The sequence below is a fragment of the Brevibacillus agri genome, assembly GCF_004117055.1.
Taxonomy (GTDB): domain Bacteria; phylum Bacillota; class Bacilli; order Brevibacillales; family Brevibacillaceae; genus Brevibacillus; species Brevibacillus agri.
On sequence record NZ_CP026363.1, the window covers coordinates 3,974,291 to 3,988,954 of the forward strand.

Annotated in this window: 13 protein-coding genes; 2 read left to right on the plus strand and 11 right to left on the minus strand. The window is 53.7% G+C overall.

Going from position 1 to position 14,664, the window contains the following annotated elements; genetic code table 11:
* Positions 1 to 79 precede the first annotated feature (79 nt).
* The 7 genes from BA6348_RS19570 to BA6348_RS19600 form a co-directional block, all read right to left on the minus strand.
* Positions 80 to 2,251 (minus strand): RelA/SpoT family protein, encoded by a 2,172-nt coding sequence (locus BA6348_RS19570; protein ID WP_122952977.1) that lies wholly within the window; start codon positions 2,249 to 2,251, stop codon positions 80 to 82.
* A gap of 289 nt (positions 2,252 to 2,540) precedes the next feature.
* Positions 2,541 to 3,053 carry an adenine phosphoribosyltransferase gene (locus BA6348_RS19575; RefSeq protein WP_005832442.1) on the minus strand — a complete coding sequence of 171 codons (513 nt, stop codon included), beginning with the start codon at positions 3,051 to 3,053 and terminating at the stop codon, positions 2,541 to 2,543.
* A 12-nt stretch (positions 3,054 to 3,065) separates the two neighbouring features.
* A complete protein-coding gene (gene recJ / locus BA6348_RS19580) occupies positions 3,066 to 5,420 on the minus strand; it encodes a single-stranded-DNA-specific exonuclease RecJ (RefSeq protein WP_122952976.1) in 2,355 nt (784 codons plus the stop codon).
* Between the two features lie 73 nt (positions 5,421 to 5,493).
* A complete protein-coding gene (locus BA6348_RS19585; RefSeq protein ID WP_005832439.1) occupies positions 5,494 to 6,402 on the minus strand; it encodes a cation diffusion facilitator family transporter in 909 nt (302 codons plus the stop codon).
* A gap of 105 nt (positions 6,403 to 6,507) precedes the next feature.
* On the minus strand, positions 6,508 to 7,422 hold the full coding sequence (secF, locus tag BA6348_RS19590; RefSeq protein ID WP_005832437.1) for a protein translocase subunit SecF: 915 nt from the start codon (positions 7,420 to 7,422) through the stop codon (positions 6,508 to 6,510).
* Positions 7,412 to 8,650, minus strand: coding sequence for a protein translocase subunit SecD (secD, locus tag BA6348_RS19595; RefSeq protein ID WP_005832436.1), 1,239 nt, complete (start codon positions 8,648 to 8,650; stop codon positions 7,412 to 7,414). Before secD ends, secF begins: the two co-directional genes overlap by 11 nt.
* A gap of 178 nt (positions 8,651 to 8,828) precedes the next feature.
* Positions 8,829 to 9,065 (minus strand): post-transcriptional regulator, encoded by a 237-nt coding sequence (locus BA6348_RS19600; RefSeq protein ID WP_005832434.1) that lies wholly within the window; start codon positions 9,063 to 9,065, stop codon positions 8,829 to 8,831.
* Positions 9,066 to 9,152: 87 nt separating this feature from the next.
* On the opposite strand from BA6348_RS19600, the gene spoVB reads away from it, so the two are divergent.
* The gene (spoVB, locus tag BA6348_RS19605; RefSeq protein WP_005832431.1) at positions 9,153 to 10,739 is read left to right on the plus strand and encodes a stage V sporulation protein B; all 1,587 of its coding nucleotides are present in this window, start codon (positions 9,153 to 9,155) and stop codon (positions 10,737 to 10,739) included.
* 3 nt (positions 10,740 to 10,742) lie between these two features.
* Here the strand turns inward: spoVB and BA6348_RS19610 are convergent, their stop codons facing one another.
* Together BA6348_RS19610 and corA are read right to left on the minus strand one after the other, a co-directional pair.
* Entirely contained in the window at positions 10,743 to 11,456 is a 714-nt protein-coding gene (locus BA6348_RS19610; protein WP_122952975.1) for a DUF421 domain-containing protein, read from the minus strand.
* A 68-nt stretch (positions 11,457 to 11,524) separates the two neighbouring features.
* On the minus strand, positions 11,525 to 12,502 hold the full coding sequence (gene corA, locus BA6348_RS19615; protein ID WP_005832428.1) for a magnesium/cobalt transporter CorA: 978 nt from the start codon (positions 12,500 to 12,502) through the stop codon (positions 11,525 to 11,527).
* Positions 12,503 to 12,634: 132 nt separating this feature from the next.
* Between corA and BA6348_RS19620 the strand changes: the two genes are divergently transcribed.
* Complete coding sequence (locus BA6348_RS19620) at positions 12,635 to 13,036, plus strand: TIGR04086 family membrane protein (RefSeq protein WP_005832427.1); 402 nt, start codon at positions 12,635 to 12,637, stop codon at positions 13,034 to 13,036.
* Between the two features lie 64 nt (positions 13,037 to 13,100).
* On the opposite strand, the gene yajC is transcribed toward BA6348_RS19620, so the two are convergent.
* The gene (yajC, locus tag BA6348_RS19625; RefSeq protein ID WP_005832425.1) at positions 13,101 to 13,421 is read right to left on the minus strand and encodes a preprotein translocase subunit YajC; all 321 of its coding nucleotides are present in this window, start codon (positions 13,419 to 13,421) and stop codon (positions 13,101 to 13,103) included.
* Positions 13,422 to 13,436: 15 nt separating this feature from the next.
* The gene (gene tgt / locus BA6348_RS19630; RefSeq protein ID WP_005832423.1) at positions 13,437 to 14,567 is read right to left on the minus strand and encodes a tRNA guanosine(34) transglycosylase Tgt; all 1,131 of its coding nucleotides are present in this window, start codon (positions 14,565 to 14,567) and stop codon (positions 13,437 to 13,439) included.
* Positions 14,568 to 14,664: the final 97 nt, after the last annotated feature.

Genomic DNA, 14,664 nt, shown 5'->3' on the forward strand with positions numbered 1-14,664 from the left:
TCCATTCCTTTCGTTTCGCGTCTTGCCCTGCTGATCGCAGCCGCTCGCCGCCAAACAAGAACACCCGATCCACAAAGGATCAGGTGCTCAAAATGCGGCGAACCGAATAAATATCTTTAATGCGCTTGATTCGTTCCACAACCTTCAAGAGATGATCCACATTGCTGATCGAGATGGTCATATGGATCGTCGCCACCCGATTTTTATCTGCTTTGCCGCTGACCGCGGCAATATTCGTCTTCGTCTCGGCTACGACTTGCAGCACGTCGTTCAAAAGGCCGCTGCGGTCGTTGCCCGTGATCTCGATTTCCACGTTGAAGTTGTGCTTCTGGTCCGTGTCCCATTCGACGTCGATCAAACGCTCCGAGCACTCGTCTGCCAGCACGTTCGGACAGTCCTTCCTGTGCACAGACACCCCGCGTCCCCGGGTAATAAAGCCGATGATCTGGTCGCCTGGAACCGGCGTGCAACAGCGCGAGATGCGCACCAGCAGGTTGTCTACGCCGCGCACCTTGACGCCGGATTCGCTCTTTTGCGCACGGTGGGCCGGATTTTGCTTGATTTCCGGGATGACCGGATTTTGCTCTTCCCGCTCGCGGCGGAGCTTGTCGAGCAGCCTTGTGGCAATCTGCGAGGCGCTAATGCCGCCGTAGCCGACTGCCGCAAACATGTCCTCGGCCCCCTGAAAATTAAAGCGCGCCGCCGCTTCCTTCAGGTTCGTCTCCGTCATCGCTTCCTTGACGTCGAAGTTGCGCGACTTGATCTCGGCTTCCACCATTTGCTGGCCTTTGGCGACGTTTTCTTCCCGCTTTTCTTTTTTGAACCACTGCTTGATCTTGTTGCGCGCATGGGCGGACTTGGCCATTTTCAGCCAGTCCTGGCTCGGCCCGTACGAATGCTTGGAGGTGAGAATCTCGACGATATCGCCCGTTTTCATGGCGTAGTCGAGCGGGACAATCTTGCCGTTTACTTTCGCCCCAATCGTCCGGTTTCCAACCGCCGAGTGAATGCGATAGGAAAAGTCGAGCGGCACGGAGCCTTTTGGCAGCTCCACGACATCGCCTTTTGGCGTGAAGACAAAGACCGTATCCGAGAACAAGTCCTGCTTGAGACTTTCCATGAACTCCTGGGCGTTGGGCGCTTCCTCGGAGCCGCCTTCGATGATCTCGCGCAAGCTGCCCAGCTTCTCGGCAAACGAGCCTTGCACGACACTTTTGCCTTCCTTGTACGCCCAGTGCGCCGCGATCCCGATTTCTGCCGTCTGATGCATATCCCATGTGCGAATTTGCACTTCCAGCGGCTCGCCTTTTGGCCCGATCACCGTCGTGTGCAGCGATTGATACATGTTCGTCTTGGGCATCGCGATGTAGTCCTTGAAGCGGCCAGGCATCGGCTTCCACAAAGTGTGGACGATTCCCAATACCGCGTAGCAATCGCGAATGTCGTTCACGATAATGCGCAGCGCCAGCAGATCGTAAATTTCGTTGAACTGCTTGTTTTGCTTGGTCATCTTTTTAAAGATGCTGTATATGTGCTTGGGACGCCCCGATATTTCCGCCTCGATATTCAGCTCGCCCAGCTTCTCCCTGATCGTGTCCGACGCTTCATTCAGGTAAGCCTCTCGCTCCACCCGCTTTTTTTGCATCAGGTTGACGATCCGGTAATACTGCTGCGGATTCAAATAGCGCAGCGCCGTGTCCTCCAGCTCCCATTTGACGGAGGCAATCCCCAGGCGATGGGCAAGCGGCGCGAAAATTTCCAGCGTTTCATCGGAAATTTCCCGCTGCTTTTCTTCGGACATGTGCCGCAGCGTCCGCATGTTGTGCAGCCGGTCTGCCAGCTTAATCATGATGACACGGATGTCCTGGGCCATGGCGACCAGCATCTTGCGGTGATTTTCGGCAAGCTGCTCTTCCTTGGACTTGTATTTGATTTTTTCCAGCTTGGTTACCCCATCTACCAGCAGAGCCACATCAGGCCCGAACTGTTCCCGGAGATCGTCAAGCGTAACGTCGGTGTCTTCCACCACATCATGCAAAAACCCGGCCGCAATCGTCACGGCGTCCATGTGCAGGTTTGCGAGAATCCCTGCCACGGCAATCGGGTGCATGATGTACGGAACACCTGATTTTCTGATCTGCCCCTCATGGGCTTTTTCAGCCAACTGATAGGCGCGAGTAATCAGGTCCAGATCCGATTGTGATAAATAGGTGCTTGCTTTTTTTACTACCTCATCAATGCCGGTAATCATAGTTCCCTTCCCTTATCCTCTCATTGGAAAACTTGGCTTTGCCAAGCCTTATGTCACAGGCGAAGGCTTCGTTGCGGATAAAAAAAAGCCTTTAAAGGTTGAAGTTGTTGCGTAGAAGCAGGCTCGAATAATCGATCGTTTGTCTGGATGAAAAAAAACGTCATGTCTATTTCATACTATTATCTTTTATGTCGTTCGTATTGTAAAGCTGTTTCCCCTGTAAAGTATGAACAGGGCGCGGAAAAAAGAAAAAAACGGGCATATAGCCCGTTTTTCGTTGATGGTTCAATTAATATTGCACCAAAGATTTGATCGGCACGTCGCCGATTTTTTTGCGGCCTTCCAGGTAGGACAGCTCGATGAAGAAAGCAGCGCCTACCACTTTTCCGCCCAACTGTTCAATCAGGTTGATCGTCGTTTCGATCGTTCCCCCGGTTGCCAACAGGTCGTCTGCAATCAGAACGCGTTGCCCAGGCGTAACCGCATCTACGTGTACCGCGAGCGCGTCTTTGCCGTACTCAAGGTCGTAGTCCGCTTTGATCGACTCGTAAGGCAGCTTGCCGGATTTGCGGATCGGCACAAAGCCGATTCCGAGCTCGTAAGACAGAGGAGCCCCCACAACAAACCCGCGTGCTTCCGGACCTGCGATGACGTCTGCCTGCACTTCGCGGGCGAATTCAGCGAGATCCTGAATCGCAGCGCGGTAGGCGGAGCCGTCTTTCAGCAGCGTGGTGATATCTTTGAAACGAATCCCCGGTTGCGGGAAGTCCGGAATGACGCGAATGTATTGTTTGTAATCCATGAAAAATTCCTCCTATACGGTGACAGGTGTCACCAACTGTTGAAACGTTTGAATCAATGATTCCGAAGAAGAAAGCAGCAAATCCGTGGCAAGCTGTGCCTCTTCCTTCCACTCCGAATAAATAACCGAGCTTTCCAGCGGCCTTTTCTCTACCGTCTGCTGCAAGCGGTACTGTTCTGCGTCCTCGCTGACAAACTGCAGCTCGACAAAAATGGCGAGCATCCCGTCCAGCAAGTTCCTTTTCCATTGCAGCTTGCGGGCCAGCGCGTCGAGATGAATGCGCTTGACAACTGGCACCTGCACAAAAAACTGGTACAATTGCTTGAAGTGCTCCCGGCTCGGACAGGAAAGCCGCTCCATCCCCAAATCCGGGTCGCCGAACAGGCAGTAGATGCGCTCGGCCTGTTGCAGCATGGCACTGATCGCATGCAAATCCGCCCGGCGCTTGGGTAGATCGTAGAGGATGATCGTCTGCTTCGGCCCTTCGTGTTCGAGCTTTGCGGATGGCCCGAGCAACAGCAGCGACGACAACTGCGCTTCTGCCGTCTTCTGCGCCAACTGCTCGTAGCTTTCCGTGCGAAATACGATCGTCACCGTTTCTGACTCCGCTGCAAGCTGCTTCCATTTTTCTACTTTATCACGACTTCCCCGCCAATCAAAAACTTGCTGGTGATTGACCGACAAATCGCGAATGGTCAACTGTGGCTTGCGGTTGCCGTTCCATTCATTGACCGACAGCTCGCCCAGCACCTGAAAGCGCGCTTTCGGGGTCACCTTTTTCGTCACGTGCGCCCAGTTGAAGCCGATGGCATCCAACGCTTGGCCTGACCTGACGAGTGTGCATTTCAAATGATTGTCGTCGCGCCCGATCGTGCGCATTCCCTGGGTTTCCACTTCCTCCAGCATGACGAGCGGAGTCGGGTTGCCCATTCCGTACGGAGCTAGCCGCTCCAACTGCTCCGCTGCCTCCAGGCTGATCTCTTCCATGCTCATCGCCACATCGACCTTGGTCAGCGGGATAAAGTCTTCTTTCGTCAGCCACTGGCCTGCCAGTTCGTTCAGCCTGTTGCGCAGCAGGTCGAGATTTTCCACAGGCAAGGTCATCCCTGCCGCCATGGTATGTCCGCCAAAATGCGGGAGCCATTCCTTGCACGCGGTCAGCCCTTCGTACATGTCAAAGCCGGCAATGCTTCGCGCCGAGCCTTTGGCCGTGCCTTTTTCCGGGTCGATGCCGAGCACGATGGTCGGACGGTAAAACAGCTCGACCAGCCGAGACGCCACAATTCCCACGACGCCGACGTTCCAGCCTTCCTTGGCCAGCACGAGGACGTTGTTTTCTTCCGGTGGGTACAGCTCTCTCACCATCTGTACGGCTTCTTCCGTCATCGCCGCCACCAGTTCCTGGCGCTCGCGATTCAGGTCGTCCAAAGCTTGCGCACACTGCTCGGCTTCGGCCTGATCCTCGGTCGTCAGCAGCTTGACGGCGGACTCTGCCGTCTCCAGCCGTCCGCTCGCATTCAGCCGCGGTCCGAGGGCAAATCCGACATGGCCTGCCGACAGCTCGCTGTCAGCCAGCCCGCACACGCGGATGAGCGCCTGCAAGCCGATATTGCGCGTCTGGTTCAGCCGCTTCAGTCCTACCCTGGCGAGAATCCGGTTTTCATCGACCAATGGCACCAAGTCGGCGATCGTCCCGAGTGCAGCCAGGTCGGCCAAGTGCAAAGGAGGCTCCTTCAGCAAGGCATGCCCCAGCTTGAAGGCGACCCCGACTCCCGCGAGCATGTCAAACGGGTACGTACAGCCCGGCTTTTTCGGGTTAATCACAGCAAATGCCTCCGGGATGACAGCCGGAGGTTCGTGGTGGTCGGTTACAATGACGTCAAGACCTAACTGTGTGGCATACGCTACCTGCTCTACTGCACTGATTCCTGTGTCGACGGTAATAATCAGCTTGTAACCGCTTTTATGCAGATGCGCCAAGGCGTCTTTATGTAACCCATACCCTTCGGTAAAACGGTTGGGAATGTAGTAGTCAAAAACAGCGCCGAGTTGGCGCAGCAGATGTACCATTAACGATGTGGAACTGACCCCGTCCGCGTCATAGTCGCCGTAAATGCAGATCGGCTCTTGCCTCTCTATGGCTTGTTGAATGCGATGCACGCTCTGTTCCATTCCATCCAGCAAAAAAGGGTCATGAAACAATTCCGGGCCAGCTTGCAAAAAATCACGGGCCTTCTGCGCTGTGTCGATGCCGCGAATCACCAGCAGCTTGGACACGAGCGGAGTTAGCTGGCACTCCTCAGCTATACTGGCCGCAATCTGTTCATCGTAGGTGGCCAGTTTCCAGCGTGTTTTCGCTTTCAGCATAGGCTCTCCTCCAATCCTCATTCATTATAGAGGATGGAGCGGGAGACTGACAACTGCATAAAACATGGCGTTTTTACGGTTTTTGCCGGGGAGCGGGATCGTATGGGTTGACATGGACAAAAACGTCGCGGACTTCTGCGAATGTTTCCAGCAGCGTATGCTTGACACGCTTGCCGATTTGATGCCCCGCAAGCACAGTAATCGACGGGTCTACGCTGATTTTTACATCGACAATCTGGTAGTGCCCGTGCTCTCTCGCTCGCAACGAATCAATCCGCAGCACGCCTTCGACCTGTTCGATCGCCTGGCGTAGCTTTTGCGTATCCTCTTCGTGCAAAACGTGGTCGAGCGTGCTGTGAATGGATTCCATCATGATGCTGTACGCCATCTTCAGCACGAGGGCAGAAACGAAAATTCCGGCAGCCGGGTCCAGGTACAGCATCCACGCTACTCCCAGCCACTCCCCGGCAATCGCGCCGCCGATTCCCACCAGCGCCGCAAAAGACGAATAGACGTCCGAGCGATGCTCCCAGGCGTTGGCAATCAGCGACTGGCTGTTCAGCTTTTTGCCGAGCTTGTACTTGTAGCGGAACATCCACTCCTTGACGATCATCGAGCCGATGGCGGCCCAGACAGCCAGCAAGCCGGGAGCTTCCAGCGGAGCGAAAAACGCCTTGAGCGACGACATCGCAATTTCAAAGCCGACAATCGCCAGCAACACCGAGACGATAATCGCTGCGATCGACTCCGCTTTCCCGTGTCCATACGGATGATCGGCGTCAGGCGGACGCTCTGCCGCTCGCAGACCGATCAGAACAGCCACCGATCCGACAACATCGGACGCCGAGTGGACGGAGTCTGCGATCAGCGCCTGCGATTTTGCCGCAAGCCCGATCGCGAGCTTCACTCCTGCCAGCGCGAGATTGCCCACAATGCCTACCCACGCGCCAAACTGGGCTTTTGCCAGCCGATCATCACCCATCGCTATCTCCTCCTCCATCCGCACGCTTTTTTGTGTAAGAGTAGAAAACCGCAGGGAAAAATCCCTGCGGTCTACGTTGCGAAAGCTTTTGTTGAAGCAAATGGATTACGCTTCTTTTTTCTTTCTCATATTCCGCTCCTTCAAGTTTACCCAAACTTGAGCAGCAATAAAGATCGAGGAGTACGTACCGCTCACCAGACCGAACAAAAGCGCCAGCGAGAAGTTGCGAATGCTTTCGCTGCCGAGTACCGCGATAGCAAGAGCGGTAAAGAACACGGTCGCTACGGTGTAGACGGAACGGCGCATCGTTTGCCAGAGAGACACGTTCACCAGATGCTCCAAATCCGGAATCGTTTTGGACTTCATGGTGCGCAAGTTCTCCCGGATACGGTCAAAAATAACGATTTTGTCGTTGATCGAGTAACCGAGAATCGTCAACAGCGCGGCGATGAAGGTAATGTCTACCTCCAGATCGAACACGGAGAACAGCGCGATCGGAATAATCACGTCATGCAAAAGCCCGACGACGCAGGCAATCCCGAACAGCAACTGGAAGCGAATCGCGATGTAAACGACGATCCCGAGCGAGGCAATCGCTACCGCAATCGCTGCCTTTTTCACCATTTCCTGGGCGATACTCGGGTCAACGGACGATACTTGCTTCGTTACCTGATCGCCGAATTTTTTCTTCAACGCCTCTTCTACCTTCATCAGTGTGTCAGAGGAAATCGTTTGATCGAAGCGGGTGTACGCCTGATTCGTTCCGTACGGCGTCACCTTGGAAAAGGATACGTCCGGAATCTCCTGCTTCAACACCGCTTCGACGTCAGTCGGGTTGAACTCTTTTCCTACGTAAATGTCCAGACGGGTCCCCGCCTTGAAGTCAACGCCAAGGTGCAGCCCCTGGAACAGCATAAACAAAAAACCGATGACGATAATCGCGGAAGAGAAAATGAAAAACTTCCGGCGATTCTTTACGATGTCAAATCGAACGACAGTGTGTTCACGATCAAAGCTCACCGATCTCACTCTCCTTTACCCCGAACCAGAACGGCTTTTTAAACATGTTGGAACGGACCACCAGCCAGAGGAGGAAGCGAGACCCAAACACGTTGGTAATCACACTCACGATGATTGTCATTGCCAGTACGACAGCAAAACCTTGCACGGAGCTTGTCCCGAAGTAGAACAACACGCCTGTCGCAATCAACGTCGTCACGTGCGCGTCGATAATCGTAATCAAGGAACGGCGCTCACCGGCACGGAATGCCGACAAAATCGTTTTGCCCGAGCGAATTTCTTCTTGGATACGCTCATACGTAATGATGTTCGCATCGACCGCCATCCCTACTGCCAAAATAAAACCGGCGATACCAGGCAGCGTCAGGGTAGCATCCATCCAGTCGAGTACGACCATACAAAAATAAGTAAACCCGGCCAGCGTAATATTGGCAATCATCCCTGGCATGCGGTAGACGAGCAGCATGAACACGAAGATCAAGGCAGCCCCGATGTAGCCGGCATAGAGCGTTTTCTCCAGAGCCAGCGCACCGAGGGAAGCCCCTACCGATGTCACTTGTTTCTCTGTCAGCTTCGCAGGCATCGCACCGGAATTGAGCAGGTCAGCCAGTTCCTGTGCAGTCTCTTGGGTATAGTCTCCTGTGATTTGAGCGCTTCCGTTTGTAATCACAGCTTGAATGGTAGGATTTGTTTGCATGTTTTCATCCAAATAAATCGCCATGCGCTTGTACAGGTTCGCGCGGGTAACTTCCTCTACTTTTTTCGCGTCGGAAAATTTCAAGGTTACCAACGGGCGTCTCAAGTCATCGTAGCCGACCGCTGCCCCGTTTGGCGCCAGGTCGCTACCTTGCAGGATGATCTTGCCCGACTCGTCGCGGAACGTCAGTACAGCCGGTTTGCCGATCAGCTCGCGCAGCTTGTCCTGATCGGCGGATTGCGAAGCGATTTGCACGCGAATCCGGTTTGGCAGCTCGGTTGAGATCACAGGCTCTGCCACGCCACCGATGTTAATCCGTTTCTCAATCATGTGTGCGGTTGATTTCAACAGCTCGATATCAACCTTGTGTCCAGCCTCAAGAGGCTCAACCTCGTACAAAATCTCAAACCCGCCCTGCAGGTCCAGACCGAGAGTGATGTTTCCTGCCACCTGTTTGGTCGTAGTTGACACAAGTGTCGCCAAAAGGCCGACAACAACCAGGAACAGGAGAAATCTTCCCCATTTTATCATCGTTGTGATACCCCTCTTTCATAAACAGGGTCCCGCGCCAAGGCGAGAAACCAATATGCCCATTATAGCGAAGTATGAAAAAACGTGTCAATTATTGCTGGAAGAGCGAACCATGGTAACCAACCCCTTATCTACAATGAGCATGCTACTTATACGAATGTAGAGACAGGAAGTTTCACTAAGAATTTTTATACATTTGAATCATGAGATAGTTCATGTATTTGTTCGGCTTGAGAGACAGAATATCGTTGACGAGACGGTGCATCGGGGGGAATTCCTTGTACCCGTTCGTGACGCATTCCCACACGTCCGTAGCCTCCACATTTTCATAACCCAGCATGGCAAATTCCTCGGCCTTGCTCTGGCAAAGACTTGCTACTCGCCCATACCATTCCTGTTTTTGCGCTTGGTCCATCTCCGTTTCCCCCTCAAAGTAGTCATGCCGACAGCGGCACGTCCATATTCTTTACTGAGTGAATTTTTCGTTGCAAAGGAGCCTTCCATGAGACAGTCATTCTTTTACGGAACGGTTATCCTCATCATTGCTGGCGGCATCACCAAAGTGTTTGGCTTTGCTCACAGGATCGTGCTTTCACGCATCATCGGAGCGGAAGGAATGGGGCTGTATCAAATGGTCGTGCCCCTGTTGTACTTTCTGATTACGGTGACGACGTTCGGCCTGCCTGTTGCCATCGCCAAGCAAGTGGCAGAGACGGAAGCGGCGAACAATCCGCGGCTGACCCGGCGCTACCTGCTGTTGGCCTTGTCGGTGGCCGGCGGCATCAGCCTGTTCATCTGCACGCTGCTCCTGTTGTTTTCCCACTGGATTGCGGGTGCCCTGTTCACTGACCCTCGCGCCCATATCGTCATGCTCGCCGCCATCCCCGTTATTCCGATCTCCAGTATTTCCCTCGTGCTGCGCGGGTACTTCCAGGGCAAGCAAAACATGATTCCGACAGCCGTCTCCCAACTGCTGGAGCAAGTAGCCCGCATGGCGCTGGTCGTCGTCATGACGATGTCGTTTTTGGCGGCAGGGATCGAGTACGCCACGGCCGGTGCGGTCGCCAGCATTATTTTCGGGGAAGCCGCCGGACTCCTCTACATTCTCTGGCAATACCGAAAAGGAAGCAAAAAAGCGGCCGCCCAGCTTCTGGAAACGCCGTTTCGCAAAGCAGTTTCCAGAAGCAAGGCGAACTTGTCCCAACTGATCCACGTCGCCCTGCCCGTCACGCTGAGCCGCATCATCGGTTCCATCGCCTACGTCCTGGAGCCGATGCTCGTTCCGCTCGCACTCGTCATCGCAGGCTACACGACGGCAGCCGCAACCGGGCTGTACGGGCAATTTGCCGGGATGGCGGTCCCGCTGCTGCTTTTTCCCACTTTTTTAACCTATTCCTTGTCCGTTTCGCTCGTTCCTGCCGTCGCCGAGGCTGCCTATCAAAAAAATGCTCCTCTCGTGCATCGGCGCATCTACCAAGCGATGCGCATCACACTCGTAATCGGAGCACCTTGTACCGTCCTGCTAACTATTTTTGCCGAGCCGTTGTGCGTGCTGCTCTACGGCAGCGAATATCGTGAGGTCGGCGTGCTGTTGAAGGAGCTTGCTCCCTTTTCCGTCTTTCTGTTTTTCCAGGCGCCGCTGGCTGCTGCCTTGCAAGGTCTCGACTACGCCCAGGTCGTCTTTCGCAATACGCTGCTTAGCGCCATCATCAAGACAGGGGCTATGTTCATGTTTACCGCCCAGCCCGCTTTCGGCATCCACGGCGCGGTAATCGCCACCAACATCGGCATCACGTTGGGGACGCTGCTTCATTTTGCCAGTCTCATCAAAAAAATCGGCTTTGTCATCGACGTATGGGAGTTCGGAAAAATAGGGATCGCCATGCTGGCCATGGGTTACCTCGGCTCGTACATGGCGGATCACTGGTTCCTGCATTCCTCGACAGGCAAGCTGCTTCTCGCCAGCACCTGCATCAGCACCTTGCTGTACGTAGTGCTGCTCGTGGCGATGCGCGTCCTGGGCAAGCAGGACGTCCGCCTCATTCCGTGGATCGGCGAGCAGCTCGCCGTGTTCTTCCCCCGCCGCTAACACCTAGTGTAGCGGCTTGTCTTTTTTGTCGAGGTAGATGATGCCACGCTCGTCAATGCTGCAAAAGGACACTTCGCGAATGTCCTTGATCCCGTACTTGCGGATTTCCCGCTTCAGCCACAACTGATTTTGCCCGATTTTTTGCAAAGCCTCCTGCCTGACCTTGCCGTCGAGAATCAACGGAATCGGCAGACCTTTATAAGAAACAGGACTTACCGGCTTTTCGTCAGGCAGTCCCACATCTTCACGCGTAAGATGTTCTTTTTCCTGCTTCAAAAAGATGCTCATCTGCCCTGTCGGCTCTATCAGCGCAAACTCGACGTCTGCGATGTTTTTGACGTTTTTTTGCCGCAGGTGAACCAGCAGGTCATCCATATTCAGCCGATTTCGGCGCATCGCTTGCTCGCGAATTTCCCCGTTTTCGATAATCATATCGGCGGAGCCGTCGACAACATCGCGAAACTTTTTGCTTTTGAGTGAAAGGTACGCCATTCCGACTTCCATCAGAGCAATCAGCAGCATCGGCAAATAAAACCGAAGTCCGGGCTTTTCCACGTCTTCGATAGCCAGTGCCGCCATTTCCGCCAGCATGATAGAGATCACGACATCAAAAACGGACAACTTTCCCAGTTCTCGCTTGCCCATGACGCGGAGCAAGATCAGGAGGAAAAAATACGAGAAAAGGGTGCGCAATATGATTGTTGAAATATCTTCCACTTCCCGCTGCCCCCTAACGAACATTTGCTAGTAGTGTTCGGCAGGGGGCTTGCAACTATTAGCTCCAATTACAACCACTTTCGTTTGCGGAAGATGTGCAGCATGAAAAAGGTCATCGCCAGCATGATGACGAGTGCGACGATCAGCATGTAAGGCTCTGCCTGTTCGCCCAGCCAGCCGAACGTGTTCATCCCGAACAAGCCGGTAATGAATGTAAGCGGCAGGATGATCGTGGAAATAATTGTGAGAACACGCATCGTTTCCGTCGTCTTCGCGCTGATGATCGTGTAGTACGTGTCGAGTGCACCGTTCACCAGGTCGCGGAACGTCTCGGTTGAGTCCGAGATGCGCTCCAGGTGGTCGGTCAAGTCGCTGTAGAACGGAACGTTTTCCTCGGAAATGTCGAAAGAGAAGCGGCCATTCACGTTGGCGAAGATTCGTTTTTGCGGCATGATGACACGCCTAATCAAAATAATCGTCCGCTTCAGCGCCAGGAACTCTTCCGTAATTTCCTCCATCTGATGCTCGTAAATCTCGTCCTCCAGTTCGTCAATCCGCACGCTGATCCGGTCGATAATCGGGAAATACTCATCGGTAATCCCGTCTACGATCGCATAGAGCAAGTAATCAGGCCCCCGGTTCAGATAGGAATTGTTGCGGTGACACATGGCAGCGATCCGGCCTATCGTGTTCATCGGCGATTTGTGAATCGTAACGATGTAGTTGGGGCCGAGAAAAACGTTCAGTTCTACCGTGGTAATCTCGTCGTCGCTTTCTTCATTGTAACGCAGGGCGTGAAAAACGAAGAAATAATAATCGTCGTACTTGTCTACCTTGGCCCGCGGACTGACGTGCAGGCAGTCCTCGATGGCCAGCGGGTGAAAGTCGAAGATTTTGGCAATATAGGGCAACTCGTTGTTCCCCACATCATACAGGTCGATCCAGAGCAAGTCCTCGGGAGATTTCAGCCATTGATCTTTTGTGGACAAATCAACATCGTGAAACATTTTCTGCTCTGAATGGTTGTAAAAGTACGTTTTAATCATTCTTCCTCACCCCCGTCTCGTTCCCCATCCATCATACGAAAATTCCTCCCAATGTTCAACGCGAAGATGAATACAGCGGCCAGGCCTTTCATATAGATGGTACAAACAGTGACCAGTGAGGGGGTAAATACCGTGCGGAGTGCGTCCACCTCTGTGCTGACAGGACTTTTGTACACGACAGGACTTGTCTTGTTTGGGGCATTGCTCGCTACCTTGCTTCTTAGCTTTACCAGCATGCGCGAAGGCTCTCTGCCTTATTTTACGTACATCATCAACGCGATTGCCTTGCTCGTCGGCGGTTTCGTCACCGGAAAGCGCTGCGGCGGCAAAGGCTGGTACTACGGAGGCTTGACCGGGTTCTCCTATTTTCTTCTGATTCTTTTGATCGGCTTTCTTGGCTTCGATGCCCCGATGCAGTGGGGAACGCTCCTCTTTTTGCTCGGCGCGTTCGGCATTGCCGCGCTGGGAGGGATTCTCGGAGTCAATTCGGCCAACTCCAGCAACAAGCCCAAAGGCTTCAAGCCGAGACGGTAAAAAGCTTGGCAGGCAAAAAGCAAAACAAAAGCAGGCGGGAACTCCCACCTGCTTTTGTTTTGCTTTATTTGGACTCTTCTTTTTCCGCTTCCGCTTTTGCCGGCTCGCTTTTCGCTGGCTCGTTGCTTGTAGAAACAACGCTGTTGATCGCGCCGCGATCAAACGTAACGTTGACGTTGTGCGCGATGCGCAGCGTCACCGAGTCGTCGTTCAATTCCTGAATCGTACCGTGCATGCCGCCGATGGTGACGATTTTGTCGCCCTTTTTCAGAGCTGCAAGCATGGCGTTGCGCTGTTTGGCTTTCTTCTGTTGCGGACGAATCAGCAAGAAGTAGAAAATCGCAAACATGATGATAATCGGTAAAAACTGAGTCAAGCCCTCCATGAAAATCCCCCTCGATTAAAAAGATCTATCTTCACTCAATCCATACTGAGCGAAAAACTGGTCCCGGAAATCTTGCAAGCGGTCTTCAGCAATCGCCTGGCGCACCTGCTCCATCAGCTTCACGAGGAAATGCAGATTGTGGTAGGTGGTCAAACGGATGCCAAAGGTCTCCTCCGCCTTGATGAGATGGCGGATGTAAGCGCGGGTGTAATTCTTGCACGTGTAGCAGTCGCAATTCGGGTCGAGCGGAGTAAAGTCGCGTGCGTATTTGGCATTGCGGATGACCAGTCGTCCCTGGCTTGTCATGCATGTCCCATTGCGAGCGATCCTCGTCGGCAAGACGCAGTCAAACATGTCAATGCCGCGGATTGCGCCGTCGATCAGAGCGTCTGGCGAGCCTACTCCCATCAGGTAGCGAGGCTTGCCTGCCGGAAGCAGCGGAACGGTATGCTCCAGCACTTCGTACATCAAGGAAAACGGTTCGCCCACACTCAGCCCGCCAATCGCATATCCCGGAAAATCCATGGAGATGAGGTCTTTGGCGCTTTGCTCGCGCAGGTCGTTGAACATTCCGCCCTGTACGATCCCGAACAGAGCCTGCTCGTTCGGCCGTGAGTGCGCCTTCAGGCAGCGCTCCGCCCATCGGGTCGTGCGCTCCATCGACTTTTTCACGTAGTCGTACTCCGCAGGATAGGGCGCGCACTCGTCAAACGCCATGAAAATATCGGCGCCGAGCGCGTTTTGAATCTGGGTGGCCTCCTCCGGGCCGATAAACAGCTTTTCCCCGTTCAGATGAGAGCGGAAGGAAACCCCTTCCTCTGTGATCTTGCGGAGGTTGCTCAGGCTGAACACCTGAAATCCGCCGGAGTCCGTCAGAATGGCGCGGTCCCAGTTCATGAAGCCGTGCAGCCCGCCTGCTTCGCGGACGATTTCATGCCCCGGACGCAAAAACAGATGGTAGGTATTACTGAGGATAATGCCCGCTCCGATCGCTTTCAGTTCCTCGGGACTCATCGTCTTGACCGTTGCCTGCGTGCCGACTGGCATGAAGACAGGAGTGTCAATCGTCCCATGGGGAGTGTGCAGCTTTCCGAGACGAGCGCCTGTTTGCTTGCATGTTTTGATTAATTCGTAGCGTACAGCCAAATTGTCGCACTCCTCAAGCTATGTATGTAAGTCTTTCCTATTATAAGAAAACTTGAGAGTGAAGTAAACCCACCCGACTTATAAGTATACACTTATA